The following is a 22,926-nucleotide window of genomic DNA, read 5'->3' on the forward strand; positions in this document are numbered from 1 at the left end:
GCACCCCCGCCCCATCCGGTCTGAAAGGCTCGCTTCGTCCATGAACCTGTCTGTTCGTACACTCACTCTTGCTGCTTCCGCCGCTTCACTGCTGGCAAGTGCTCCGGCTTTCGCCAAGGAGGCTTCGCCCATCGCGCCAAAGGTGATGGTCATCACCATGTTCGGCGAAGAAGCCAAGCCATGGCTTGAAGGCGAAAAATTCACGCAGAAGATCAAGCTGCCCGGCCTGAGCCCCGAATATCCAGAGATCGACTGCACCGCCGAAGGCCTCTGCCACATGACGACGGCCATGGGATTCGCCAATGCCGCAAGCGCGACGGCGGCTATGGCGCTGAGCGACAAGCTCGACCTCTCGCACACCTATTTTCTGATCGCTGGCATTGCCGGTGTCGACCCGAAGCACGGCACACTCGGATCGGCGCATTGGGCAAAATATTCCGTCGATGCCAATCTGAACCACCGCATCGACATTCGGGAAGCACCGGAAGGCTGGCCAACGGACTTTTTCGGCCTCGGGGCTGCAAAGCCCGGCGAAAAGCCGAAATGGGCTGCGGGCACTGAAGTCTTCGAATTGAACGGCAAGCTGGCCGATTACGCACTGGCAACAACCAAGGGCATCGAACTTCTCGATAGCGACGCAGCGAAGGAATACCGCAAGCACTACACGCAGGAAGCGGCGACTGGCGCACCAAAGGTCACAATCTGCGATACGGCTTCGGGCGATACCTACTGGCACGGCGCGAAGCTCGGCGAAGCCATGACCGAATGGTCGAAGCTTCTGACCGACGGCAAGGCCGACTACTGCACATCCCAGATGGAAGACAATGCCACGCTGACCTCGCTGAAACGGGCTGCCGATGCCGGCAAGCTCGATTTCAACCGCATCGCATTGCTGCGCACCGCGTCGAACTTCGACCGTCAGGGCAAGGACCAGACGGCTGCTGAATCGCTTGCCGCAAATTCCGGCGGCTTCCCGCTCGCCACGACCAACGCCTATCGCGTCGGGAAGGCCTATGCCGACAGCATCATCCAGAACTGGAAAGCGTGGGAAAAAGCACCGCAGACTGCAGGGAAATAAAACTCCAATCATTGAGCTGGCAGTTTTTTGAATAAAAATTGCCAGCTCAAACAAGCGGTTGATTCAAAGTATTATAAAAATTACTCCATCTCAAATTACACTCTAATTGATATGGGGCTAAATAATGAAGAAACTTATATTCTTTGTTTTTTTATATTCTTTGAACTGCAGCAATGCCATTTCGGCAGATATTTCAAATAAAAAAACAACAGATATAAATTATACATTTTCTGGCGGCATAGGATACTCCTGGATCAAGGCCGACGAAATAGTATATGACCAAGACAACAGAATAAGTCATCTTATCTGGAAGTCTCAGATGCCAGTTTTAAGCGGCAAGATAACAGCAGACATTGGCTCTGATGTTACATTCTCGGGCAACTTGAAAGTCGGTTTGCAAGGGAAAGGAAATATGCACGATTATGATTGGCTTTCCAATATCCGCGGTTTCCAGGGATATGACTTCAGCAACTGGACAGATCATTCTCAAAGCGAAACCGATTTGGACCGTTACATCAATTTTGACGTCGCCCTGGGGCATAACTTCGTTATCAACCCGCAGAATACATTGAATATTCATGGCGGATTTAAATATACGAATGTGAAATGGACGGCCTCGGGCGGTGATTACGTCTACAGTTCAAAAGGTTTTCGTGACACCACAAGCACACTCCCCGATGGAAAGGTAATAAGTTACGAGCAGCGCTTGCCTGCACTCTTCATTGGCTCCGAATGGACCACCAATGTGGATCGATGGTCGTTCAGTGCCCTTGGACGTGCTGGCCTCACTGTTTCCGGCAAAGATCTCGACGATCACTGGCTACGCGATCTGCATTTCATTGACACATTTAACAGAGCGCCATTCTTTGAACTTCAAGCCAACGCTTCCTATTCGTTTAACGAACAAACAAGCCTTTACGTCACTGCCGGGTTTGAAAAGCACATGAAAATGAGAGGCGACACCCAAATTTTCGATCACGCCGACAGCACGATGAGCTTCGCGTCAGATGGCGCTGGCGCTTCGCTTCAGGCAGCAACTGTATCAGCTGGCCTGAAAGTAAAATTCTAGAACTTCGTTTAGATCGTCTCGAACAGGCTCACGTTGAAACCCAACTTTCAACGTGAGACAAAACGGGTTACGATATAACAACCCAAAATTGAAAGCACCCCGGGCTTCTGCCGCGGGGCGTTTTTACAATGTCCTAATTCGAATCTCGATTCATTGAATTAAGCCGCTGGGCTGAACCAGTTCGCTAATCCGCAGTCGCCAGCCGGCGCATGGTGAACTCGATCACGTCATCCGGGCGCTCGCACCAGCTCTCGATTTCCGTCCAGTAGGCCGCTTTCGGGAATGTCTCGAACCATTCACGCGCTTTTTCACGTGCCGCCAGCCTCGGCAGGGTGAATGTCTCGCGAACGAAACCGTCGCGCGGCATCCGGCTTTGCTTCAGGCCTTTCTGGGCGCGACTCTTCTGCAGCTGCTTGCGCAAGCCTTCGAGCGGTGGACGGGGCGGTGCTGCTGTCATGCTATGCCCTCCCGGCAAAACCGGAAATGAATGACTTCCAAACCCTAGGTAGAGAAAGATAGGGGAGCGGGTCTATAAAGACGAGTCTTTTCTTGGGGAGAGGGTCTATACTACCCTGTGATCGCGCGCTTCGTGCTTTGCGCCTGCAGCGGACTTTGATAAGCCAAGAAATAATAGTTCATCCATTTACCCTTGGCTGCCTGATACCGCCGAGCGATCCGGCAAACCGCGCCGGAAGGAAACAGACAATGCAACGCGACGAAATTCCAGCAATCATCCCCGCAGACATCGAAGAGAAGAAACAGGCGGCACAGCGCTGGTTCGAGGAACTGCGCGACCGTATCTGTGCAAGCTACGAACAACTTGAAGATGAATTGCAGGGCCCACTTTCGGATCGCGAACCCGGACGCTTCGTCCGCACGCCCTGGCAGAAGGACGAAGGCCGTGGCGGCGGTGGCGTCATGTCGATCATGCATGGCCGTGTCTTCGAAAAGGTCGGGGTGCATGTCTCGACGGTCTATGGCGAGTTCTCGCCGGAATTCCGCAAACAGATTCCCGGCGCAGAGGAAGACCCGCGTTATTGGGCGAGCGGCATTTCGCTCATCGCCCATCCGCAAAACCCGAATGTGCCTGCCGTCCACATGAACACGCGCATGGTCGTGACCACGCGCCAGTGGTTCGGCGGCGGTGCCGACCTGACGCCGGTTCTGGACAACCGCCGCACGCAGGACGATCCCGATACACTCGCCTTCCACAAGGCTTTCCGTTTCATCTGCGAGAAGCACAAGGACATCGTCGACTATCAGCGCGTGAAGGACTGGTGCGACGAATATTTCTTCCTGCCGCACCGCAATGAAGCGCGCGGCACCGGCGGCATCTTCTATGATTGGCTGCATTCGCCGGACGAAAAAGGCGGTTGGGATGCGGATTTTGCCTATACGCGCGACGTGGGACGCGGTTTCTCGGTCGTCTATCCGCATCTCGTGCGCCAGAACTTCAACAAGGACTGGACCGACGCGGATCGCAACGAACAGCTCATCCGTCGTGGCCGCTATGTCGAGTTCAACCTGCTTTACGATCGCGGCACGATCTTCGGCCTCAAGACCGGTGGCAATGTGAATTCCATCCTGTCTTCCATGCCGCCCGTGGTGAAGTGGCCTTAACAGTACTGAATGAAAAGGGCCGGTTTCCCGGCCCTTTTTTATATATTGAATGCGGCATGATAGGCGACATCGCCCTGTGGCATATCGGCCCCGAAGGCCAGACACTGGAAATATTCCGCGGGCACACCCGGCAGTTTCAGCCGCGCATCGGCCTTGAAGCCGAAACGACCATAATAGCCGGGATCACCCAGAAGAACGCAGCCTTTAGCTCCAGCCGCACGCAATTGCGCAAGGCCCTCACGGATCAGCTTGCCGCCGATCCCCTCGCCTTGCCGGTCTGGACGGACCGAAACAGGGCCAAGCCCGTACCAGCCCTTGTCCTCGCCACCGATCAGGACGGGCGAGAATGCGACATGACCCAGAATTTCGCCCTTATCTTCGGCAACCAGCGACAGAGTGAGCGCCTTTGTAGCGCGAAGCGCATCAACGATCTCTCCTTCCTTCTGGTTGCTATAAGCCACGGTGCGGAATGCCTCATCCGTGAGGTGACGGATTTCGGCGGCGTCTTCAGACGTTTCCTTGCGAATATGCATGACGCTCTCCTTCACCGGTTATTGAGCTGAGCGCGAACATTTTCACGCCCTTTGAACGAGATGCGATAAGGACTGCCCATTCGGGATTCGATCAGCCGCTTACGGCGCAATTGCTGGAAAACTGCCATCGTGCAATCGGAAAGCAGATAGCCTTCACGGGTAAAGCATTCGATTTCGCAGATATGTCCGTCTTCGCGCAGATGGCGGATGTAGCCGCCCTGCGCCAGCACGTGCAAGACGCGCTGTTCCATGCGTGAGATATTCATTGTTGTTCTTGCCTGGATGGAAACCATGACAAGCACCAGCTCTCGCGGATGGTGAACCATCCACGGCCAATGCCGTTTCCGCTCCTGAACACTGCCAGTCAGACGCTCTCAGCGCCTGCCATCTTGCAGCTTTTCGGAACGATCAAAGGCTTCCTACAATCTCCGGCATCAACAATTCCTCGTCATGGTATTCCCGGCAAAGCCCAAAGTGGCGATGCGGCTGGAAACACATAAAAACAGGAGGGCGATAAGCCCTCCTGCTCATTTATAAGCGCTGAACGCCAGTGTCAAACGGCTTCACGCCTTCGGCTGGTTGCGCAGCTTTTCGGCTTCCGCATAAAACTTCTTTTCCCACTCATTGTGGTTATCGAGCCCCTCCTTGATGAACGGCGTGAAGATCGCAAGGTTCATCAGGCACCAGTTGACCAGTCGAGCCGGGAACTTGAGCGGCTTCACAAAGTCGACGAAAAGGACCACGCGCGTCTTGTCGGTATGGTTCCACGCCTCATGCTCATAGGCATCGTCGAAAATCAACACCTTGCCTTCCTGCCAATGACAGACCTGATTGTCCACGCGGATGGCAAGCTGGTCATTCGGTTCCGGCACGATGAGACCAAGATGCAGGCGCAGCACGCCATTATAAGGTCCGCGATGCGGCGGCAGATGCTTGCCCGGTTCGAAGATGGAGAACATTGCCGTCGTCAGGCCGGGAATCTTGTTCACGATACGCCAGGTTTCCGGGCAGGCCTTGATGTTCTGTTCCGACTTCACGCCGAAACCGAGCAGAAAGAACGTCTTCCAGCGATTATCGGTCGAGATCGTTTTCACATCGGTCGAAATATCCTGAAAGGAAGGCAGCTCACTCTGACGCAGCAGAACCGTATCCAGCTCCTTGCGGATGGCAGGCCATTCCTTCTCGATCTCGGCGGACCAGGGGAAAGTCGCATTGTCGTAGACGGGCGGATTGCCGAGCTTGGCATATTTCAGATTGAGACCTTCGGCCCAGGATACGATCCCCATGAAAAAGCGGGTGATCGGGCTTGGCCGGTCCATGGCGGCGATGCCTTCGGTGCCAAACTTCTGCTTCGGATCGGTCGCTGCTTTGTCTTGTATCGATGTATCGGGGTTGGACATCTCATATTCTTTCAAAACGCGCGCTGAAAAGTTTTCTTTGCCAGTATTGGGCCTGTTTTGGGTATGTTTCGCCCCAAAACCGGTTCCCACTTTTGGGAAACATGCTCCAGCTATAAAGCGATGAAACTACGGCTGAAATTTGCAAGCAAGCCATTAGCTATTCATTTTCAGGGCATTTCCAACAAAAGTGAGACACGGTTTTGTGTTCGGAAATGCCTGAGAAAAAACGGTTAGAGCGAAACCGCTCTAACCGCGATCAAGTTTGTCCAGAAGCGTGGCACGGTCAAGACTAAAACCGGAGTCAATCCAGAAAGTTTCGAGAGACCGCAATGTTTCTCCAAGACCGGGGCCTTTTTCAATGCCCAAAGCCAGAAGATCACTGCCCGTGACGGGGAAAACAGGGGCATCATAATGTTCGGCGGCATCGAGAAGACGCGCGAAACCACCGGCGCGGATCATCGCATCGTCGCTGCCCGCGGCATCGGCTCGCGCCGCCGCATAGGCCAGACGAATGCGGTCAAGCACAGCCTGCTTGCTGCCGCGATAGATGGTCTTCTTCAAAGCTTGCTCGGAAAGCTCCGGCTTGACCGCATCGGCCCGTGCCCAGGCTTCAAGCCGCGCCCTTTCCGCATTGGACATTTTCAGCCGCTTGCCCATCTCCTCCATCCGCACGCTGTCGGGCGGAATAATGCTTTCAAGCCGCAGCAGCGGATCAGGCTGCCAGCCAAGATCGGCCTCGGTCCGCACCAGCCCATGAATGGCGTCGATACCCCATTTCTCGCTTTCAGGCAGAATGAGATTCAAGACACCGGCCTGTCGCATCCACAAAAGCGCGCGCGACGGATCGGGAGCGGACAGGAGTTTCTTCAGTTCCGACCAGACCCGTTCGGCGGAAAGCTGGGCGAGGCCATCCTTCAATCGTGCGCTGGCGCGCAAGCCCTCAGCCTCGGGCCGTCCCGAACCATACCAGGCGAAGAAGCGGAAAAAGCGCAGGATGCGCAGGTAATCCTCTCGAATGCGCTGTTCCGCATCGCCGATGAAGCGCAGCGTCCGGCTCTCAATATCGCCAAGCCCGCCCACATCATCGATCACGCCGCCATCAGCCGTCACATAAAGTGCATTGATGGTGAAGTCGCGCCGTTCCGCATCGGCTTTCCAGTCGGTGCCGAAGGCGACCTTGGCATGGCGGCCATTGGTTTCAATATCCTGCCGCAGCGTCGTGACCTCGAACGGATGGCCCTGCACGACAACAGTGATCGTGCCATGCTCGATACCGGTCGGCACCGGCTTGAAACCGGCTTCATTTGCCAGCCTCACCGTATCCTGCGGCAAATGCGTCGTTGCCAGATCGACATCGCTGACCTTGGTGCCAAGCAGCGTGTTGCGCACTGCGCCACCCACGACACGCGCCTCGCCGCCATCGCGGTTCAGCGCCTTGAACAGGGCTTGCAACGGCTTTGCTTTCAGCCAGTCCGCCTTGCCGGAAATATTCATACTCTCGCTCAAACGTAGAGCCTTTCATAAAGTCCGCGAATGATACCGGCGGTTGCCCCCCAGATGAATCGCTCGTGATAAGGCATGGCGTAATAAAAGCGTTCCTTGCCGTTGAATACCCGGCTTTCACGCCGATGGTTCTCCGGGTTCATCAGGAAGGAAAGCGGCACCTCGAAAATATCGGCGACCTCGTCCGGGTTGGGATGCACGTCGAACGGCGTTTTCACCACCGCCAGAATGGGCGTGATCGAAAATCCGCTACCGGTGAGATAACGCGGCAGATTGCCAATGATCTCGGCACGATCCGCCGCAAGCCCGATTTCCTCATTCGCCTCGCGCAGTGCAGCCCGTTCCGCCGTGCCATCCTCCGGGTCGATTGCACCACCCGGAAAGGCGATCTGGCCGGAATGCTTGCGCAGTGTATCGGTGCGCTGTGTCAGAAGAAGTGTTGCCTCCGACCCGCGATCCACCACCGGCACAAGAACGGCGGCGTCGCGCATCTTAGCCATCGTCATTAATTGTGTAATATCGGGATTAAGCGAATGATCGCCAATCAGATCATCCTGGCTGGGGCGCCACTGCCGAACCCGCTCGGCAAAATCACCGGCTGAAAAGGCTGGGAATTCACTCATTGCAGTGCAGCCTCCAGTGCATCGGACACCATGATCGGAAAGACCACGCCGCCAGAGCGAACCGCAAATGTCGGCACGCCGTCGACTTCGATTTCTTCGCCCAGCGCCACCAGATCATACATCACAGCACGCGCAATCAGCGCCTCCAGCCGTCCACGAACCAGCACATAGGGCTTCAAGCCACCGCTTGTCCGCTCTATCACGAAGCGCAGGGGATGCTGCGCGTCGGCGGTCACGACGTCACCCACATTGGTACGGAATGTCAGTGCCTGCGTCTCGCCTTCGCCAGACACTTCCATCTCGACGGCAACAAAATGCGCATCCTCGACGCGGATGCCGACTTTTTCCACCGGCGTTACAAGATAGGTCTGGCCGTCATCATCCTTGCGCAGAACGGTCGAAAACAGTCGCACAAGCTGTTTGCGCCCAATCGGCGTACCCATATAGAACCAGGTGCCATCCGCCTTGATTTCCATATCGAGATCGCCGCAAAAGTCCGGGTTCCAGCGCTCAACAGGCGGGATTCCGCGCTCTTTCGTCGCCGGACCACTTTGCGCATCCGCATGGGCGCGCGCAATCAGGGCTTCCAGTCCGCCAGTTCCTTCCGCGGTGCGCATCGAACTTTGCGGCGCGTCTTTGCCTTCAGGGGTGCTTTTTATCATCCGACTCGGTTATTCCTGCTCGAATGTGTTTAATATGCTCGAAGTCATGAAATAGTCACCGTTTCGCGGCTTGTCAGCACTATATGCGATTTATAAGGCACTTCCGCCAGAGCGGTCATATTGCGAGGTCCACATGAGCGTTATCGTTACGCCTGAAACCGCCAATCCCGAACAGATCGTCGCGGAGGCCGAACGGGCGCTCGCGGACATCGCACGCATCAAGGAAAGCGTCGGGACTGTGATCTTCGGTCAGGAAAACGTGATCGAGCGCACGCTCGTCGCCGTTCTGGCTGGCGGGCACGCCTTGCTGGTCGGCGTACCGGGTCTCGCCAAGACCAAGCTGGTCGAAACGCTGGGCACCGTGCTCGGCCTCTCCGGCCAGCGCATCCAGTTCACGCCCGACCTGATGCCATCCGACATCATCGGTTCGGAAGTCATGGAACAGGATGCCGACGGGCGCCGCTCCTTCCGCTATCTCAAGGGCCCGATCTTCGCGCAGCTCCTGATGGCTGACGAAATCAACCGTGCTTCGCCGCGCACGCAGTCCGCGCTTTTGCAGGCCATGCAGGAATATCATGTCACGGTCGCGGGCCAGCGCTACGACTTGCCCGCACCGTTTCATGTGCTTGCGACGCAGAACCCGCTGGAACAGGAAGGCACCTATCCGCTGCCGGAAGCCCAGCTCGACCGCTTCCTGATGCAGATCGACATTCTCTATCCGGAACTGGATGCGGAACGCCGCATTCTTCTGGAAACAACCGGCGTTTCCGAGGCCAAGGCCTATGAGATCATCAACGCCGAACGGCTGATCGAAATGCAGACTTTGGTGCGACGCATGCCGGTGTCGGAAAGCGTTGTGGAAGCAATCCTCAAGCTGGTGCGCTCCGCCCGTCCCGATGCCGATAACGACCACGCGAAGAAACATATTGCCTGGGGTCCCGGCCCACGTGCCAGCCAGGCGTTGATGCTCTGCGCACGCGCTCGCGCACTCTATGAAGGTCGCCTCGCCCCATCCGTAGACGACGTGAAAGCGCTGGCCGAGCCAGTCCTTCAGCACCGCATGGCGCTCAACTTTGCGGCGCGCGCCGACGGCATGCATATTCGTGACGTCATCGCAAATCTGGTAAAGGCTGCCGTCTGATGGTCATTGGCGCAGAAGTTTCCACCGCAGATCGCAAGGAGACACTTGCTCGCGCCCGTGCGCGGGCAGCGGCTATCCCCGATCTGCTGGTTGAAGCTCAGCGCGTGGTCAACACCGTCATGAATGGCTGGCACGGACGGCGCAAACGCGGTCCCGGCGAAAATTTCTGGCAGTTCCGCCCCTATGTGGACGGCGAATCCCTTGCCCGTATCGACTGGCGGCGTTCCGCGCGCGACGATCATACCTATGTCCGCGACCGCGAATGGGAATCCGCCCATACGGTCTGGCTCTGGTGCGATTTCTCGCCCTCAATGCTCTATCGCTCGCAGCTCGCGCCTGTTTCCAAGGAAGCGCGTTCGCTCGTGCTGACGCTCGCTCTTGCCGAACTTTTATCGCGCTCGGGCGAACGCATTGCCTTTCCGGCGCTGATCCAGCCTTTTTCTGCCCGCAACGGCGCTGAACGTCTGGCGGCAGCGCTGATGCACGAAGCGCCGGTTGCAGCACTGCCCGACATCACCCAGATCCGCCGCTTTTCGGAAGTCGTCCTCGTATCGGATTTCCTGCATCCGTTTGATGAACTGACCGATCTTCTCGACCGTCTGGCACAACGCGGTGTCCGCGCGCATCTGGTGGAAGTTGCCGATCCTGCCGAAGAAACATTTCCCTATTCGGGCCGCACCGAATTCCGCGATCCTGAAACCGGCGCCACGCTCGTCGCCGGTCGGGCCGAAACCTATGCGGACGATTATCGCCGCCTCTACACTGCGCGCCGTGAAACCCTGTCGGATTTCTGCAAGCGGCTCGGCTGGAGCTATACGGTCCACCGGACAGACAGGCCGACGGCGGAAGCACTGGCACGGCTTCACGATGCGCTGAGCACCAGCGGAAACTTGAGCGCCGCCCTGCCTGCAGCGGGAGGCGCGCGCACATGAATTTTCTGCCGCTCGCCTTCGGTTCGCCGCTCATTCTCGCGGGGCTGATCGCCCTGCCGGTCATCTGGTGGCTTCTGCGCATGACGCCGCCGCGTCCACAGGAGGAAACCTTTCCGCCGCTTCGCATTCTGGCGCAAGTTTTCAAGCGCGAGGAAGTGCCATCGAAGAGTCCATGGTGGATGACGCTGCTGCGGCTGCTGATTGCCGCGCTCGTCATTCTCGCACTCGCCTCGCCGGTCTGGAATCCGCGTCCGGTCGCGCTGTCCGGCAATGAGCCGCTTGCCATCGTCATCGACAATGGCTGGGCTTCCGCCGAGGACTGGCAACAGCGGGTCAATGCCGCCGAAAAACTCATCTCCGACGCAGAGGGCAGCGATGCTCCGATCTACATCGTGGGTTCGGCGGAACCGGCCAATGCCGAAATCGGCCCGTATGACGGCAAGAGTGCTGCTGAGCGCCTTCAGGCACTGGAGCCGCGCCCGATCCCAGTTGACCGCAAGTCGGCAATGGAACGACTGGCTTCCACCTTGCCCGCGGATACAAAGGTCCGCCTCGCCTTCATGAGCGACGGGCTGGCATCGCCAGGTGATGCGGAAACCTTCGCAGAGCTGGACAAGTCGAGGCATCTCGCCTCCGTTCTCTGGTATGGCGCGAGCCTCAGCCGCACTTTGGCGCTGACCGGCATAGACAACAAGGCTGACGGTCTGGAAGCCGTCGCCATCCGCCCGGAAGGCGTGTCGGCTCCGCGCACGCTCACTGCCGCTGCCTATGACGACAAGGGACGCCGCATCGCCGAAGCGCCGCTTTCCTTCGCGCTTGGAAGCGCGGAAGGCACGGCACGGTTCAACCTTCCGGTGGAGCTTCGCAATGATTTCCGCCTGATCCGTGTCGATGGTATCGAACAGGCAGGCGCAACACGGCTGATCGATGCAGGATCGGAACGGCGCACCGTCGGCCTTATCGCCAGCGGTGACGGCGATCTGGCGCAGCCCTTGCTCTCGCCACTGCATTATATTTCCCGGGCGCTGTCGCCCTATGTCAATCTGATCGAACCACGTTCTGCCGATCTTCTGCAATCCGTGCCGGAAGTGCTGGATGCAAAGCCGTCGATCCTCATCATGGCCGATATCGGCACGTTGCCGCAGCCTGTCACCGAACAGCTTTCCAAATGGATTGAGGACGGCGGCACGCTGGTGCGGTTCGCAGGCCCGCGCCTTGCCGGTGCCAGCGACAATGATCCGCTTCTGCCGGTGAAATTGCGCAAGGGCGAGCGCGCCTTGGGCGGCACGCTGTCCTGGTCCGAACCGCAGAAGCTCCGCATTTTTCCTGACAAGGGGCCTTTTGCCGGTCTGGCCGTCCCCGATGATGTGACCGTCACCCGGCAGGTTCTTGCCGAGCCGTCGTTCGATCTCAACGACAAGGCTTACGCCGTTCTTCAGGACGGAACGCCGCTTGTGACCGGCGAACAGCGCGGACGCGGCAATATCGTGTTGTTCCACATCTCTCCCGATGCCAGCTGGTCAAGCCTGCCCATTTCGGGTTCCTTCGTGGAAATGCTGCGCCGCATCGTGTCGCTGTCACAGAGAACCGGCGCGCAGGAAAATCAGGTTTCGGTCTCTCTGCCGCCCTACCAGCTGCTTTCGGCTTCCGGCGCGCTGACCCCACCGACATCCGAGGCCAAGCCACTGATCATCGAAAAGAACAAGCAGGCCAGCGTCAGCATCAACACGCCGCCCGGCTTTTATGGCAATGAGGACGGCTTGAAAGCGCTCAACATCTTCGAAGGTGCGAACATCAAGCTGCAACCCATTGCCCAGCCGACACTTTCCGTCGGAATAACGCCTGCTTCCTATACATCGGACCAGTCGATTTCACTGGCGGGACCATTCTTTGCGGTCGCCGCAATGCTTCTCGCACTCGATACGCTTTTGATGCTGTGGCTGCGCGGTGCCTTCCGTCGCCGCATGAAAGTGCGTGCCAAGGTGGCGGGAATAGCTGTTCTGCTGGCCGGTTCCCTCGCCTTCAACCTGCTTCCTTCCGGAATGGGCAAAGCACAAGCACAGACTCAATCCCAGTCTGGGGCTCAAGAGCAGGTGCATGACGACAGCAAGCCGGGAGACGAGGCGATCATCAACTCCGTCTCGCAGACGCATCTTGCCTATGTCATCACCGGCAGCGCCCAGACCGACGACATCAGCAAGGCAGGCATGCGGGGCTTGAGCTTCGCGCTGATGGACAAGACCGCACTCGAACCGGGCGACCCTATCGGCGTCGACCCCGCCAAGGACGAACTGGCCTTTTATCCGTTGATCTACTGGCCTATCGACCCGCAGGCACCGATGCCAAGCCCGGAAGCGATTGCCAAGGTCGATGCCTATATGCAGCAGGGCGGCACCGTGCTTTTCGACACGCGCGACCAGTTGCAGGCCGGAGCCAGCCTCGATCCGTCGGCCTCACCCGCCAACCAGCGCCTGCGCGCCATTCTCGACGGCATGAACGTTCCGCCGCTGGAACCCGTGCCTGACGATCATGTGCTGACCAAATCCTTCTTCATCATGCCCGATTTTCCGGGTCGCTATGAAGGCAGCCCGCTCTGGGTCGAGGCTTCGACACCGAACGCTTCGCCACGGGAACGCCCCGTGCGCACCGGCGACGGCGTGACGCCGATCATGATTACAGCCAATGATTTCGCTGGCGCATGGGCTGTGGATGAGCAAGGCAATCCGCTGCTCCCGACTGTGCCGAACGATCCGATGCAGCGCATCTATGCCATTCGCGGCGGCGTGAACATCGTGATGTATATGCTGACCGGCAACTACAAATCCGATCAGGTCCACGCCAAGGACCTCATCGAACGGCTGGGGAACTAGCATGATGTTTTGCAGCCACGTCATCGCCCGATCCCGCTTCTCTTTTCCCCTCATCGTGAACGCGAACGGCGGTAGGAGGTGAGAATGAATATCGAATTCGAACCGTTCCTCTCCACGCCCTGGATGATTGTCATCCTCGTGCCGCTGGCGCTGTTGGTGCTGGCCACGATTGCGTTGCGGATGCGCGGCGGTCTGATCCGTCTGCTGGCTGCGGCAGCGCTTGCGCTCGCGCTTTTCAATCCAGTCATCATCAATGAAGAACGCGAACCGCTGAAAAGCGTGGTCTCGGTGGTGGTGGATCGCAGCCAGAGCCAGGAACTCGGCAGCCGTCGTGCCGACACCGATGCCGCCTTGAAGGCGGTTCAGGACCAGCTTGCAGCCATGCCGCAGTTTGAAACCCGCGTGGTGGAAGCAGGCAAGCCCGGCGAAAACGAAGACGGTTATGCAACCCGGCTTTTCGGGCCGCTGGCGCGTTCGCTCCTCGATGTGCCACCGTCCCGCGTCGCGGGCGCGATCATGATTACCGACGGGCAGGTGCACGACATCCCAGGTAACAAGAATGCGCTCGGCTTCGATGCGCCGCTGCATGGTCTCGTGACCGGAAAGCCGGATGAATTCGACCGCCGCATCCGCTTCAACAAGGCACCGCGTTATGGCATCAGCGGCAAGCCGCTCGAAATGTCGTTTACGGTGATCGATGAAGGCAAAAACCTCGGCAGCCCTGCGCCGGTCGAAATCCGCGTCAATGGCGAAACCGTCAGTGAGGAAGAAGCGCAGGTCGGGCAGGAAACACCCGTCACCATCACCTTGCCGCGCGCCGGTGTGAACATTGTCGAAATTGCCACGCCAGCGCTTCCCGGTGAAGTAACAGACACCAACAATCGCGCTGTCGCAACCGTGGACGGCGTTCGCGAGAACCTGCGCGTGCTGCTCGTCTCCGGCGAGCCGCACAATGGTGAGCGCACATGGCGCAACCTGCTGAAATCCGATGCCGCCGTCGATCTCGTTCACTTCACCATTTTGCGCCCACCGGAAAAGCAGGATGGTACACCAATCAACGAATTGTCGCTGATCGCATTCCCGACACGTGAACTCTTCGTGGACAAGGTCAACGAGTTCGACCTCATCATCCTCGACCGTTACCAGCACCGCGATGTGCTGCCGCTCCTCTATTACGATTACATTGCGCAATATGTGGAGAATGGCGGTGCCTTGCTGGTCGCAGCTGGCCCGGAATATGCAGGCGAAATGTCGATTGCCCGCACGCCGCTTTATAGCGCCCTGCCCGCCATGCCGACTGGTGCCGTGACGGAAAAGGCGTTCTATCCGCGCCTTACGACCATCGGCAAACGCCACCCCGTCACGCGCGGGCTTGATGGCAGCGAACAGGAGCCACCGCACTGGAGCCGCTGGTTCCGCACCATCGACATCACCGCGCCACAGGGCGAAACAGTGATGAGTGGCGCGGACAACAAGCCGTTGCTGGTTCTCAACCGCGTCGGAAAAGGCCGCGTCGGCATGTTCCTCTCCGATCAGGGCTGGCTTTGGGCGCGCGGCTTCGAAGGCGGCGGTCCTTATGCTTCGCTCTATCGCCGTATTGCCCATTGGCTGATGCAGGAGCCGGAACTGGAGGAAGAGGCGCTGACCGCCTCCGGCAATGGCCGCACCCTTTCCATCCGCCGCCAGACCATGGGCGACAATCCGGGTGTTGCAACCGTCTCGACCCCATCCGGCAAGGAATTGCAGGTCAATCTTGCGCCCAGCAAGCCAGGCCTGTTTGAAGGTTCGCTGCAAACGGACGAGATCGGCATCTTCCGGGTGAAAAACGGCGATCTGGAAGCACTGGCCCATGTCGGGCCGATCGATGCGCCAGAATTTGCGGACAGTATCTCCACAACGGATCGTTTGAAGCCGCTCGCTGAAGCGGCCGGTGGCTCGGTCCATCGCGTGCATGCAAGTGCCGATAGTTCGGTCCGGGTTCCCACGATTACCGCAATCAGTGGCAACCGTAGCGCCAGCGGCAACGACTGGATTGGCCTGCGTGAAACCTCGGATACGCAGCTGAAAAGCGTCAATCGCCTGCCGTTGTTCTCCGGCTTCCTGGCGCTCGGCCTGCTGCTCTTCGTCTTTGGCAGCATGTGGTATCGCGAAGGGCGGTAAACCGCGTTCGTCCGACGCCCTCATCCTGAGCTTGTCGAAGGATCAAGGGCGAGCGCCGGTTCAGTTCCCCTCTCCTTCGAGACGCCATCTGCGACGGCTCCTCAGGATGAGGGGAAAACAAGCGTCTCCGCTAACTTCCCAGACGAAATCAATCAGGCCCGGTTGGCGTGGCGCACGATGCCGCTGACACCGTTCAGCGCACCGGTTGCGAGTTCGCAGGCAAGCATCCGGCGCGGATCGACCGATGCTGGCATGACCATGGAGCCAGCAGGCACCATCTTGAAACCGAACGGACCGTAGTAGGGCTCGTCGCCGACGAGAATGACCAGCTTATGACCAGCCTTCTCCGCCGCTTCCAGCGACATGCGCATCAGCTTGCCGCCAATGCCCCGCTTCTTCCATTCAGGCCGTACAGCAAGTGGTCCAAGCAGGAGTGCAGGCGTCTTGCCAACGACAACCGGCGTCTGCCGTACTGAGCCGACGACGATACCGCCCATCAGTGCAACGAAGGAAAGGTCAAGGGCGTGCGGACCACCTTCACGGATGAAATGCGCGGCCCGGGTAAACCGTCCGGGCCCGAAGGCTTCAGCATTGATGGCTTCGATTTCAATGTCGTGCGCCGGGCATTCCTGCGCGTAGGTCAGTTCAAGCTGCTGCATGGGCTTAGATCGCAATAGGAGAAGTCGGGGACCGTCAGGTCAATGGAATGCATTCCGCGCTTGGGCGCGGTTCAAGTTTCATCGTCGGATGAAAAGCATTTCCATTAATCGTTCTCCTTGGCGGTCGGCGTTTGGATGACCGCAATTTGGAATTTGCATTACACCAAAATGGACAGAGATAAAACTATTTTTTTCAAAATGGCGGTTTAGACTGATCTTTTTGGAACCGTTACGGACTGTTCACGGCTTGCAATGCTGCAAAACGGCGGTTCTCGCCCTATTCTCTTTGCAAAAGGAGAAATCACATGGGACTTCTGGTCGATGGTAAGTGGCACGATGTCTGGTACGACACCGAGAGCACGAAAGGCCGTTTTGAACGTTCTAAATCGCAATTCCGCAACTGGGTAACGGCAGACGGCAGCGCCGGTCCGACCGGCGAAGGCGGCTTCAAGGCCGAGCCAGGGCGCTACCATCTCTACGTTTCATATGCCTGTCCGTGGGCGCATCGCACGCTGATCTTCCGTGCCCTGAAGGGGCTTGAAGATGTCATCTCGGTATCGGTCGTGGATTACCTGATGGCGGAAGAAGGCTGGACCTTCTACGGCACGACTGGCAGCACCGGCGATGCACTTTACGGTGCAAAGCGTTTGCATGAAATCTACACTCGCGCCGATCCAAACTATTCCGGCCGCGTCACGGTGCCGGTGCTCTGGGACAAAGAGCGCCAGACAATCGTGTCCAACGAGTCAGCGGAAATCATCCGCATGCTCAACGCCGCGTTCAACGATTTCGGTGATGCCTCGCTCGACTTTTACCCGGAAGCATTGCGCGGTGAAATCGATGCCCACAACGATTTCATCTACCCCAATATCAACAACGGGGTTTATCGCGCCGGTTTCGCCACCACGCAGGACGCCTATGAGGAAGCGTTCGGGCAATTGTTCGCGGCGCTCGATTCGCTTGAGGATCGGCTTTCGCGCCAGCGTTATCTGACCGGCGACCGCCTGACAGAAGCGGACTGGCGGCTGTTCACGACGCTCTTGCGTTTCGATCCGGTCTATGTTGGCCATTTCAAGTGCAATCTGCGCCGTCTTGCCGATTACCCGAACCTTTGGAATTACACGCGTGAACTCTATCAGGTGCCGGGCGTGGCCGCGACCGTGAACATGGAACACATCAAGGGCCACTATTATCGCAGCCACAAGAACATCAATCCAACGGGCATTGTGCCTGCGGGACCGGAGATCGACTTCTCTGCGCCGCATGACCGCGATCGGTTTCCGAAAGCCTGACCAGACGGGACTGCGTTTTTCCTGCAACACTATTGTTAGAACATCAGCACTCTCTCAAATCTCTTGCGCCCCTTTGATTTCGATCAATGGGGCGTTTCGTTGCGCGGTCCAGATTGCACACATCACTACCCCCCAAGGCTAACAAGACTGACAAGACCGAACACGACTTAAGGAGAGAGAAGATGAACCGCTTCACGAGGGGATTGCTGGCCGCAACCGCGCTGACCTTTGCCGCGCCGGCAGCATTTGCTGCGGACGCCGTTGTAGCCCAGCCCGCATCTGAAATTCAGGCCATTCCGGAGGCCCTGTCGCCATGGCAGATCCGTGTGCGCGCACTCGGCGTCATCCCCCAGAATTCCGGCTATGTGAACGGCATTTCGGGGTCTGATCTCGACTATTCGAAGTCGATCACACCTGAACTCGACATCACCTATTACTTCACCGATAATTTCGCTGCCGAACTCATTCTCGGCACGACCTATGCCAATATCAATGGCGCCGGTTCAATCGACGGATTGGGCAAGATCGGCAAGGCATGGATTCTGCCTCCGACCCTCACCCTGCAATATCACTTCACCAATTTCGGCGCCTTCAAGCCTTATGTCGGCGCGGGCGTGAACTACACCATGTTCTACAATCAGGATGCGACTGGCGTTGAATATCTCAAGGTCAAGAATGCATTCGGCGGCGCGCTGCAGATCGGCTTCGACTACATGCTCAACGAGCATTGGGGCGTGAACTTCGACGTCAAGAAGCTGTTCCTGGAGCCCAAGTTCGACGCCACCCTGATCGGCGGCACGGAAGTCAGCGGCAAGGCCAAGCTCAATCCATGGCTGATCGGTACGGGTGTTACCTACCGCTTCTAAAATTACGCATGTCACAGTGAAGGCGCAGCCAATGTGCCTTCACCAAAGCGGAAGCGGTTCCAGATCGTGAAGCGCTTCCTGCAGACGCCGCTTGGTTGACGGCGTCGTCCCTTCCGGCAAATCGTCCAGAGGAAAGAAACCGCATTCTGCGATTTCCCGGTCCGGCAAACGCGGGGCCGTCTGTTCGAATTTCCTGCATATATAAAGCGCCACGTGGTCGCGCGGCGATGCATGCGCATTCTTGTAGAGCGCAAAAAGCTGCGGAGGGCCTTTCAGAACAATATTGGCCTCCTCGCGCAACTCCTTTTCCAGCGCCTGCCCAAAGGTCTCGCCACGTTCGACGCCTCCGCCCGGCAGTTGCCATCCGGGCACATAGGTATGCTTCACAAGAAAAACGGAATTCTTCTTTTCATCGAAGACAATAGCCCTGACGCCCAGCGTCATCGGGCGTCGCATTAGAAAATAAGTATGAAATATGAAATGACGAAAGCGCATACCGTCTCTCCGCGAGGCAATATACCTCTATCCAAAACAGCAATGACATCAACAAAAAGTCGCTAAACAGGTTTCGGTTTCACACATTATCCAGTAAATGGGCCTTATGTTTCGTCTCGCCCATATCTCCGATATACACCTTTCGCCTCTGCCGCGCGTGCGATATCGCGAATTGGCATCGAAGCGTATCACCGGCTATATCAACTGGCTGCGCAATCGCAAAAATGCGATGCACGGAACCGTGCTGGACACTCTCATTGATGATATGCAGGCGCAAACGCCGAATCATATCGCGGTGACGGGCGATCTCGTCAATCTGGCGCTCAATCTCGAAATCGATATTGCCCACGACTGGTTGTCCAAACTGGGTAGTCCGGACGATGTATCGGTCGTTCCCGGTAATCATGATGCCTATGTTCCGGGCGCGCTCGACAAGTCGTGCCGGAAATGGGAACCGTGGATGCGCGGCGACGGCATCGACAACAAAGACAATCGCCCGCAATTTCCCTATATGCGCGTGCGCGGACCCGTTGCGCTGATCGGCGTTTCGTCAGCGCGTGCTACGGCCCCTTTCATGGCGAGCGGCGACTTCCGGTCTGAACAAGGAAAACGTCTGGCCGCAATGCTGGACGAAGCTGGCGCTCGTGGGCTCTTCCGTATTGTGATGATCCATCACCCGCCGATCTATGGTGCAACGCCTGCCCATAAACGCCTCTATGGTATTCGCCGTTTCCAGAAGATCATACGCAAACACGGTGCAGAGCTGGTTCTTCACGGCCATACGCATCTTATCACGCATTATGAGATCGACGGGCCGAACGGCAAGATTCCCGTTATCAGCGTGCCGTCTGCAAGCCAGAATTTCGGCGGCCATAAACCGGCTGCCCGCTATAATATATTCAATATCGATAAGCGGCCTGACGGCAGCTGGTCATGCCTCATGGAAGAGCACGGCGTTTCCGATGCCAGCGAGAAAATAACCAAGCTCAACGAGCGCGTGCTTTATTAATTCCAAAACAAAAACGGCGCCGAAGCGCCGTTTTCATTTCATTCATTTAGTTTCACTCACTTACCAATCACCCGGTTAGCAGCCGAGACAATGGCTTCCAGCGAAGCGCTGACGATATTGTCGTTGATACCGGCGCCAAACAGCTTGCCGCCCGGATGAGCCATTTCGACATAGGAGATGGCCGAAGCATCCGAACCTTGCTGTAGCGAATGTTCGGAATAGTCAATGACCGACATCTTCACGCCGAGATATTTCGACAGCGCGTCGACAAAGCCGTCAATCGGTCCCGTTCCCTTGCCCTCGATATTCTTGGTCACGCCGTTATCGGTGATTTCGGCGGTCAGGATACGACGGCCCTTCTGTTCCGGATCAGGCATGGTGTGATGATCGACGAACTTGATGCGGGCATTGGGCTGTGTCACATAAAGCTGCTGGAACGCCTCGTGAATGCGCTTCGACGGCAGTTCCTTGCCTTCTTCATCGGTGATGTTCTGAATGATCTCGCGGAACTCGACCTGCAGGTTGCGCGGCAGGTTCAAGCCATAATCCGCCTGCAGGATATAGGCGATGCCGCCCTTGCCCGACTGCGAATTGATGCGAATAATCGCTTCATAGGAACGGCCCACATCCTGCGGGTCGATCGGCAGATAGGGCACTTCCCAGATCGGCGAATTGGCCGAACGGCGCGCCTTCATGCCCTTGTTGATCGCATCCTGATGCGAGCCGGAGAAAGCCGTATAGACCAGCTCGCCGACATAAGGATGACGCTCGGCAATCTTCAACTGGTTCGAATATTCATAGACTTCCTTCATCCGGTTGATGTCGGTGCAGTCCAGCTCAGGGTCCACGCCCTGCGTGTACATGTTGAGCGCCAGCGTCACCACATCGACATTGCCGGTGCGTTCGCCGTTGCCGAACAACGTGCCTTCAACGCGGTCGGCACCAGCCATCAAGCCCAGTTCGGTTGCAGCAATGCCCGTGCCACGGTCATTATGCGGGTGCAGCGAGACAATCAGGTTCTCACGATTGTCGAGGTTGCGGCACATCCATTCGATCTGGTCGGCATAGATGTTCGGCGTGTTCATCTCGACGGTCGAAGGCAGGTTGACGATCAGCTTGTTGTCTGCGGTCGGCTTCACGATCTCGATGACCGCATTGCAGATTTCCAGCGCCACATCCAGCTCAGTGCCGGTAAAGCTTTCGGGCGAATACTGGAAACGGTAGCCCCCCCCTGCTTTCGCTGCCATATCCATGATCATCTTGGCGGCGTCGGTCGCGATCTGCTTGATACCGCCAACATCCTTGGCGAAGACCACGCGGCGCTGCAATTCACTGGTGGAATTGTAGAAATGGATGATCGGCGACTTGGCGCCTTCAAGCGCTTCGAAAGTGCGCGTGATCAGTTCTGGGCGGCACTGGACCAGAACCTGCAAATCCACTTCGTCGGGAACATTGCCCTGTTCGATGGCCCAGCGGCAGAAATCGAAATCCGTCTGCGAAGCGGACGGAAAACCGATTTCGATTTCCGGGAACCCCATATCGACCAGCAGGCGGAACATGCGCTCCTTGCGGTCATGGCCCATGGGGTCGATCAAGGCCTGATTGCCATCACGCAGATCGACCGAACACCAGATCGGTGCCTTTTCGATACGCTTGGACGGCCAGGTGCGGTCATCGAGCTGCGGAACCGGAAAAGGCGAATATTTGCTGCCTGCAGTAGGCATGCCTTTGCGCTCGGAAATGGATTTCGATTGCGGCGTGGCGACGGACTGATTCATTTTCGTTTCCTCCCGGCTTTCGACGGCATTCAAGCCCGTCAAGCGCGGATACTACTGATCGATTATAAGGGTTTTCTGGAAAGGAGCACAGGCCTGCGACCGAAGATCGACCGCCGGACGCTCCTTTCAGCGAGCCCGGCGATCGCCGCTAAGGCCGAGGGTAAGAAGCGAGTTTAGAACGCAAACATCAACGCGCGCGCCGAAGGCAGCTGCGGAATGTTCCAAGGATGTTGCGTTTCTGATCGTCATGGAAAAGCTTTTACACGCGCGATTTGTACTGTGCAAGACAGTATTTCATTCAGGCGAAGGGCACCGCGCTGGTTCCCGGCGGCAGCTTGGCCTCATCCTCCGGCTCGACGTGGATCACCACGCGCGCGCTGTCGATCTGCTTCTTCAGGGCATCTTCGATACGGTCGCAAATCACATGGGCATCGCCGACGCTCATTTCCGCCGCAACGACCAGATGAAACTCAATGAAGGTTACACGGCCAGCGATGCGGGTCTTCAGGTCATGAACTTCGATAGCACCGCCCGCATTGGCCGAAATCACATCGCGAATGCGCATTTCCTCGGTTGGCTCGACGCCGATATCCATCAATCCCTGCACCGAGGAATTGATGACATGCCAGCCCTGCCAGAGAATGTTGATTGCCACCAGAATAGCAAGCAGTGGATCGAGTATGGCCCAACCGGTCACGACCGCACCGACAAGACCGACCAGAACGCCCACGGAGGTGAACACATCGGTCATGATGTGCTTGCCATCGGCTTCCAGCGCAGGCGAGCGGAACTTGCGACCAGTGCGAATCAACAATGATGCCCACAAGCCGTTTATGACTGCGGCTACCGTGTTGATGCCAAGGCCAAGCCAGGGTTCATCGAGCGTTCGCGGTGATTGAAGCGCAAACCAGGCTTCGCGGAAGATCAAAAGTGCGGCGACCGTAATCAGAACGCCTTCCACGACAGCCGAAATATACTCGGCCTTGTGATGACCGAAGGGATGATTGTCATCGGCGGGCAGATAGCTGACGCGAATGGCCCACCAAGCGCCGATTGCCGCGATCACATTGACGATGGATTCCAGCGCATCCGAATAAAGGGCCACGGAACCGGTCAATGCATAGGCCAGATATTTCAGACCCATCACACCAAAAGCAACGGGAATAGACCAAGCGGCAAGCCGCCGAACCTTTGCACTCGCGTCCATGATGAACCTTTGAATATCGTTATCTTGTC

21 protein-coding genes are annotated in these 22,926 nt (G+C 57.5%); 10 read left to right on the top strand and 11 right to left on the bottom strand.

Annotation, left to right across the window (positions count from 1 at the left end; all coding sequences use genetic code 11):
• Positions 1-40: 40 nt before the first annotated feature.
• Both OHI65_RS18255 and OHI65_RS18260 read left to right on the top strand, forming a co-directional pair.
• Positions 41-1,078: a purine-nucleoside phosphorylase gene (locus OHI65_RS18255; protein WP_012091657.1), complete on the top strand. Its 1,038-nt coding sequence runs from the start codon at positions 41-43 to the stop codon at positions 1,076-1,078.
• Between the two features lie 124 nt (positions 1,079-1,202).
• Entirely contained in the window at positions 1,203-2,147 is a 945-nt protein-coding gene (locus tag OHI65_RS18260; protein ID WP_235824393.1) for an omptin family outer membrane protease, read from the top strand.
• Positions 2,148-2,331: 184 nt separating this feature from the next.
• Here OHI65_RS18260 and OHI65_RS18265 read toward each other — a convergent pair whose 3' ends face one another.
• On the bottom strand, positions 2,332-2,604 hold the full coding sequence (locus OHI65_RS18265) for a hypothetical protein (protein ID WP_010659602.1): 273 nt from the start codon (positions 2,602-2,604) through the stop codon (positions 2,332-2,334).
• A 248-nt stretch (positions 2,605-2,852) separates the two neighbouring features.
• Between OHI65_RS18265 and hemF the strand changes: the two genes are divergently transcribed.
• Positions 2,853-3,767: an oxygen-dependent coproporphyrinogen oxidase gene (gene hemF / locus OHI65_RS18270; RefSeq protein ID WP_125300056.1), complete on the top strand. Its 915-nt coding sequence runs from the start codon at positions 2,853-2,855 to the stop codon at positions 3,765-3,767.
• A 38-nt stretch (positions 3,768-3,805) separates the two neighbouring features.
• Here hemF and OHI65_RS18275 read toward each other — a convergent pair whose 3' ends face one another.
• The 6 genes from OHI65_RS18275 to OHI65_RS18300 form a co-directional block, all read right to left on the bottom strand.
• The gene (locus OHI65_RS18275; RefSeq protein ID WP_012091654.1) at positions 3,806-4,300 is read right to left on the bottom strand and encodes a GNAT family N-acetyltransferase; all 495 of its coding nucleotides are present in this window, start codon (positions 4,298-4,300) and stop codon (positions 3,806-3,808) included.
• Between the two features lie 11 nt (positions 4,301-4,311).
• Entirely contained in the window at positions 4,312-4,566 is a 255-nt protein-coding gene (locus OHI65_RS18280) for a YjhX family toxin (RefSeq protein WP_010659599.1), read from the bottom strand.
• Between the two features lie 297 nt (positions 4,567-4,863).
• Positions 4,864-5,700, bottom strand: coding sequence for an aspartyl/asparaginyl beta-hydroxylase domain-containing protein (locus OHI65_RS18285; protein ID WP_125300055.1), 837 nt, complete (start codon positions 5,698-5,700; stop codon positions 4,864-4,866).
• A 246-nt stretch (positions 5,701-5,946) separates the two neighbouring features.
• Complete coding sequence (locus OHI65_RS18290) at positions 5,947-7,206, bottom strand: CCA tRNA nucleotidyltransferase (protein WP_185757961.1); 1,260 nt, start codon at positions 7,204-7,206, stop codon at positions 5,947-5,949.
• Entirely contained in the window at positions 7,203-7,826 is a 624-nt protein-coding gene (locus OHI65_RS18295) for a CoA pyrophosphatase (RefSeq protein ID WP_012091651.1), read from the bottom strand. Before OHI65_RS18295 ends, OHI65_RS18290 begins: the two co-directional genes overlap by 4 nt.
• A complete protein-coding gene (locus tag OHI65_RS18300) occupies positions 7,823-8,488 on the bottom strand; it encodes a DUF1285 domain-containing protein (protein WP_125300054.1) in 666 nt (221 codons plus the stop codon). The genes OHI65_RS18295 and OHI65_RS18300 overlap by 4 nt, the downstream gene beginning before the upstream one ends.
• A 133-nt stretch (positions 8,489-8,621) precedes the next feature.
• On the opposite strand from OHI65_RS18300, the gene OHI65_RS18305 reads away from it, so the two are divergent.
• The 4 genes from OHI65_RS18305 to OHI65_RS18320 all read left to right on the top strand — a co-directional run bounded on the left by OHI65_RS18305 (position 8,622) and on the right by OHI65_RS18320 (position 15,591).
• Positions 8,622-9,629 (top strand): AAA family ATPase, encoded by a 1,008-nt coding sequence (locus tag OHI65_RS18305; RefSeq protein WP_010659594.1) that lies wholly within the window; start codon positions 8,622-8,624, stop codon positions 9,627-9,629.
• The gene (locus tag OHI65_RS18310) at positions 9,629-10,561 is read left to right on the top strand and encodes a DUF58 domain-containing protein (protein ID WP_094513992.1); all 933 of its coding nucleotides are present in this window, start codon (positions 9,629-9,631) and stop codon (positions 10,559-10,561) included. Before OHI65_RS18305 ends, OHI65_RS18310 begins: the two co-directional genes overlap by 1 nt.
• Complete coding sequence (locus tag OHI65_RS18315; protein WP_094513993.1) at positions 10,558-13,431, top strand: DUF4159 domain-containing protein; 2,874 nt, start codon at positions 10,558-10,560, stop codon at positions 13,429-13,431. Before OHI65_RS18310 ends, OHI65_RS18315 begins: the two co-directional genes overlap by 4 nt.
• An 84-nt stretch (positions 13,432-13,515) precedes the next feature.
• Positions 13,516-15,591, top strand: coding sequence for a glutamine amidotransferase (locus tag OHI65_RS18320; RefSeq protein WP_012091647.1), 2,076 nt, complete (start codon positions 13,516-13,518; stop codon positions 15,589-15,591).
• Positions 15,592-15,743: 152 nt separating this feature from the next.
• Here OHI65_RS18320 and OHI65_RS18325 read toward each other — a convergent pair whose 3' ends face one another.
• A complete protein-coding gene (locus OHI65_RS18325; RefSeq protein WP_071633912.1) occupies positions 15,744-16,250 on the bottom strand; it encodes a GNAT family N-acetyltransferase in 507 nt (168 codons plus the stop codon).
• A gap of 305 nt (positions 16,251-16,555) precedes the next feature.
• On the opposite strand from OHI65_RS18325, the gene OHI65_RS18330 reads away from it, so the two are divergent.
• Positions 16,556-17,542 (top strand): glutathione S-transferase family protein, encoded by a 987-nt coding sequence (locus OHI65_RS18330; protein ID WP_125300053.1) that lies wholly within the window; start codon positions 16,556-16,558, stop codon positions 17,540-17,542.
• Positions 17,543-17,724: 182 nt separating this feature from the next.
• A complete protein-coding gene (locus tag OHI65_RS18335; RefSeq protein ID WP_012091644.1) occupies positions 17,725-18,408 on the top strand; it encodes an OmpW/AlkL family protein in 684 nt (227 codons plus the stop codon).
• A 39-nt stretch (positions 18,409-18,447) separates the two neighbouring features.
• Here OHI65_RS18335 and OHI65_RS18340 read toward each other — a convergent pair whose 3' ends face one another.
• Complete coding sequence (locus OHI65_RS18340; protein ID WP_012091643.1) at positions 18,448-18,903, bottom strand: NUDIX domain-containing protein; 456 nt, start codon at positions 18,901-18,903, stop codon at positions 18,448-18,450.
• A gap of 106 nt (positions 18,904-19,009) precedes the next feature.
• On the opposite strand from OHI65_RS18340, the gene OHI65_RS18345 reads away from it, so the two are divergent.
• On the top strand, positions 19,010-19,912 hold the full coding sequence (locus tag OHI65_RS18345) for a metallophosphoesterase family protein (protein ID WP_125300052.1): 903 nt from the start codon (positions 19,010-19,012) through the stop codon (positions 19,910-19,912).
• Between the two features lie 56 nt (positions 19,913-19,968).
• Here the strand turns inward: OHI65_RS18345 and leuA are convergent, their stop codons facing one another.
• Complete coding sequence (gene leuA / locus OHI65_RS18350; protein ID WP_125300051.1) at positions 19,969-21,690, bottom strand: 2-isopropylmalate synthase; 1,722 nt, start codon at positions 21,688-21,690, stop codon at positions 19,969-19,971.
• A 298-nt stretch (positions 21,691-21,988) separates the two neighbouring features.
• A complete protein-coding gene (locus tag OHI65_RS18355) occupies positions 21,989-22,897 on the bottom strand; it encodes a cation diffusion facilitator family transporter (RefSeq protein ID WP_010659582.1) in 909 nt (302 codons plus the stop codon).
• Between the last annotated feature and the right edge of the window lie 29 nt (positions 22,898-22,926).

The sequence above is a fragment of the Brucella sp. MAB-22 genome (genome assembly GCF_025908475.1).
Classification (GTDB): Bacteria; Pseudomonadota; Alphaproteobacteria; order Rhizobiales; family Rhizobiaceae; genus Brucella; species Brucella anthropi.